This window comes from Catellatospora sp. NPDC049609 (assembly GCF_040675365.1).
GTDB lineage: Bacteria > Actinomycetota > Actinomycetes > Mycobacteriales > Micromonosporaceae > Catellatospora.
This window is the reverse complement of sequence record NZ_JBFAOU010000333.1, coordinates 1-4,284: the sequence shown is the minus strand read 5'-3', so window position 1 is coordinate 4,284 and position 4,284 is coordinate 1. Positions and strand designations below refer to the sequence as shown.

Sequence of the window (4,284 nt, the reverse complement as noted above, 5' to 3'; positions counted from 1 at the left end):
TGAAGACACGACGAGCCCATCGACGCGGCATCCAAAAAGGATCTGCGATCGGACCAGCAACCGCCACCGTCAGCTATTGCGCACAAGATCGTAAGCAAGACGGCGCCGTAAAGAACGTCAACGAACGAGGCTTATAACATGTCAAATGCGGACAGGAACTCACGAATATGCATTGCGATGCGGATTCGTGAGAGCGGCACAGCAGACAGCCAAGGCGCAACGACACAGGTACAGCGACCTGGCCCTCCCACGAGTGTCGCGCAGCCGGAGTCAATGCGTAAGGCGTCACAGTTCATCGTTCCCACAGTGGTGCCAGGACCGGGGACGCCCAGGCGCCGTTTCACACACCCCTGTGCGGCGCCGGTCGAGGCGATCACGCCCCCGAGGCGTGCACCTTCATACCGGCACCCTGCATACGCGCCAACCGCGTGAGAGCAGCCAGCCGTGAATGCCGCCGCGTCACCCATCTGGCCCAGCCGCAGCGGCCGGCACGGCAACCCTCTCTGATTGAAACATCGCGCTCGATGCGGGTGGGTGGTGCGTCCGCCAGTGCCTTCACCGCGGCGGGAACTTGCGTCCGTGCCTGCCGGTTCCTGGTTTACGCCTGGATCGCCGCAACTTCCGCGAAACAAGTGGGCAGCACGAGCGTCTGCCACGTACGGTTCTTCATCCCGCCGATGGCGAAACGGGATGAAACCCATGTAAGCGGCATGTGAGGAGCTGGCTTAGTGTCGAGTGCGGCGCCGAAGGCGTTGGCAAGGGCTCCCCACGCTGCGGGCGGGGCAGCGGCTGAAACGCAACCACCCCCGGCAGTCGGTGGCCGCCTGCTGGTTCTGGACGGCCTGCGGCTGGTCGCGGCGCTTATGGTGGTTGCGCACCACCTCGTGCGCGGCCCCTGGGGTGTCGATCCTGCGGACCTGTTCGGCGGCCTTGCCGTGATGGCCACGTTCGGCTGGCTCGGCGTGCAGCTGTTCTTCCTCATCAGCGGGTTCGTGATCTGCATGAGCAGCTGGGGACGCAGCCTCGGCGAATTCGCAGTGTCCCGGGTGGCGCGGTTGTTCCCGGCGTACTGGATCGGCCTCGTGCTCACCACCGCCGTCCTTGCAGCCTGGCCGGTGCTGCGCGGGCCGCTGCCCGCGCCCGAATCGCTGGTCAACCTGACCATGCTGCAGAGCGGCCTGGGTGTCACCGACCAGGACTGGTCCTACTGGTCGCTCGGCGCGGAGCTGCGCTTCTACCTACTATTCGCGATCGTGGCGTGGCTGGGAGTGACCTACCGCAGGGTCGTGTACTTCTGCACGCTGTGGACCATCGTCGCGGTCTTCTCCACGACATGGAACCAGGGATGGGTCTCCGCGATGATCGTGGCGGACTCCGCACCGTACTTCGTCGCAGGGATCGTGCTGTTCCTCATCCACCGGTTCGGGCCCAACCTGCTGCTGTGGGGGCTGGTCGGCCTGAACTGGCTGATCGCGCTCTACCGGCTCGACGGATACCCGGCGGTGGTCAACTTCCACCACAACTGGTGGATTGTGGCCGCAGTGGTCACCGTATTCTGGGCCATCATGATCGCTGTTGCGCTGGGCGCGTTCCGCGCGGTCCGCGGGCGGTCGTGGGTGACGGCGGGCGCACTGACCTATCCGCTGTACCTGATTCACCAGTCGATCGGGCAGACTCTCGTCCTCGGCCTGCGCCGCCACGTGTCGCACTGGCTGCTGTTGGCGGGGACGGTCGTGCTGATGCTCGGTGCCGCGTGGCTCATCCACCGGTACGTCGAGCGCCCCGCCGGCACGCGCCTCAAGCACGGCCTCGCCGCGTCGCTGCGCGACATCCGCAACATCGGCAGGGCTGGCAATGCGGAGGGAGCCGTGCCGAAGTAGCGCCGAAGCGGAAAGACGCGGTCGCATGCCCGGGTGCCATCGTCGCCTTGAGGTGTCCGTACCGCACGGCCCATCGCTACCTGGACGACTTGGGCGCGCAACTATCGCTGGCGGACGTCCGTTGGCGTCGAGTCGGCCTGAGGTGCGGTGCGGGGATTGCTCCTGGTCGCTTCCTGAACCGTACTTCTGGATCTTCAGTTCCTGTTCATCGTTGGTCAGTCGACAGGAACGCCGGTGTCGGAACCGTGGTCACGGCGTCTCGGAGACTGCGGGAGCGGGGACGGCGACGTCGAACTTCGACGACGCGCTCCGGCCCGGGCGCAACGTATTTTTCGATCGCGAGGAAGGCATCGCTGTCCTGAGCCTGAACAGACAAGACAAGCATCGAGTCCGCGGGCATCAGACCTGGGCGGATACGGACTTCGCTGTCGCCCACACGCCGCACGGCATCAAAAGCGATAGTCTGCTCAGCGCCCTCAGCCGCGTCCCACCGATAGTCACCCAGCAAGCCTGCGGACGACTCGGCTTGCGTACCGGAATCATGCTCGCAGTCGCCGACCGGACGAGCCTGCCGGGTAGAACTGTGTGCCCGTGGCGTCCACCCGCCTCTTCCAGCTCGCTGGTTCCAGCGGCCAAGGTGCACGTGGTGTCGTGATCCCGACGCGTTCGAGCAATTGTTTGATCACGAGGTGCAGTTCCCATCTCGACCCGGCAATCTCGCGTCCCGAGATTCGTCGAGACGCGGTTCAACCTAACCGGCGGCTCGGCCGGTACGGGTTGCTGACAGGATGATCGGGAGGCGGGACGCGATGGCTGAGACGGCGACGTTCGACGAGTTTGTGATGGTGCGCTCGCGGCATCTGTTGCGTATCGCGTACCTGCTAACCGGCGATCACGCCCTGGCCGAGGACCTGTTGCAGACCGCGCTGGCCAAGTCCTGGTCGGCATGGGCGCGCATCGACGGCAATCCCGAGCCGTACGTCCGCACGGTCCTGGCCAACACCTACAACTCCTGGTGGCGACGTAGATGGAATGGTGAGCGGCCCACCGGTCAGTTGCCTGAGTGGGCCGTGCCGTCGCCGCAGGCCGCGATCGACGAGCGGGACCAGGTCTGGCGCGCCTTGTCGAGGCTGCCTCGGCAGCAGCGGCTGGTGCTGGTGCTGCGCTACCTCGAGGACCTCAGCGAGGCTGAGATTGCCCGTACGCTGGGCATCTCGGCTGGTTCGGTGAAGACCCACGCCTCGAAGGGGCTGGCGAAGCTTCGCCTCGACCCGAGCCTGCGTTCGCTGCCGCTACCGGACGACGAGGCTCCGGCGGGCAACGAGCGCCTGGTCGCGGTGCACCACCGCATCGCGGGTCGCCGTCGCCGCCGCATCGCCGGGATCGCGGCGGCGTGTCTGGCCGCGCTCGCGCTGATCGCCGCGTACGCCCTGGTCCCGCAACTGGGGCGCAACGCCCTGCCGGAACCGGCGTTCCCAGTCGAGGTCCCACGGTACGTGCACGGCCAGCCGACCACCCCAGGTGGAGGCGACACCTACTACAGGGTGGTCGCATCGGCCCAGCACGGCTACGCCGACCACGTTCCGGCCGCGCTGACCTGGACGCCCGGCACCCAGCCCCAGACTGTATACATCGGCTGCCGGCACAAGACCTTCTTGCCCTTGACCGTGCAGATCTGGGTCAACGGTCACCGGGCCGCCCTCGCCACCTGCATGCACGACGACAACATCGGGGTGAGCGCCAGCCGCGTCGGCCTGGACCCGGCGATGCTCGGCCTGGTGGCAGGCCACCCGGCGACCATGACCGTCGATCTCGCGCCTGCTCGGCCGGAAAACGCGCTAGCTGGCGAACCGCTACCAGCGGGCACGCTCACCCTCGCGATCGCCGACTCGATCACCTTCGCCGAGTTCCCGCTTCCCACGCCACCGGCGACCCTGCCACCGTTGAGCGACCCGCTCCTGAACATGAAGCCAGCCGGTGTCACCGTGCTGACGGCCCGCGGCGCCCACAGTGCCACGCTGACCTGGCACGGCACGATCGAGCTGCGCGCCGAGGCGCAGACCCCGGGACGCCTGCGCATAGCCGTAGACGGCGTGCCACTGAGGGAGCTCGACTGGTGGACTTACCAGACCGACGGCGCGATGACGTACAGCGGCTCCCTGGACTCCGAGCAGACGTACCTCGGGGGTTACCGCTTCAAGCCGGGGCCGGGAGCGACGATCACGATAACCGTCGAGTCCGAGCGGATGACCGGCGATTGGTGGATGACGCTCCGCCCGGCCGGACGTTGACGCACTGCCGTCGGTTTTGTTAACGATCTTGTGCGCAATAGCTGACGGTGGCGGTTGCTGGTCCGATCGCAGATCCTTTTTGGATGCCGCGTCGATGGGCTCGTCGTGTCTTC

General features: G+C 66.6%; 2 protein-coding genes. Both read left to right on the top strand.

Going from position 1 to position 4,284, the window contains the following annotated elements; genetic code table 11:
• Nucleotides 1-728: 728 nt before the first annotated feature.
• Nucleotides 729-1,880, top strand: coding sequence for an acyltransferase (locus tag AB0J67_RS39500; protein ID WP_363490684.1), 1,152 nt, complete (start codon nucleotides 729-731; stop codon nucleotides 1,878-1,880).
• 809 nt (nucleotides 1,881-2,689) lie between these two features.
• Nucleotides 2,690-4,171: a SigE family RNA polymerase sigma factor gene (locus AB0J67_RS39495; RefSeq protein WP_363490682.1), complete on the top strand. Its 1,482-nt coding sequence runs from the start codon at nucleotides 2,690-2,692 to the stop codon at nucleotides 4,169-4,171.
• Nucleotides 4,172-4,284 lie beyond the last annotated feature (113 nt).

What these genes read in the sequence shown, in the direction of transcription:
- AB0J67_RS39495 (WP_363490682.1), top strand. Translation starts at nt 2,690, where the DNA reads ATGGCTGAGACGGCGACGTTCGACGAGTTTGTGATGGTGCGCTCGCGG.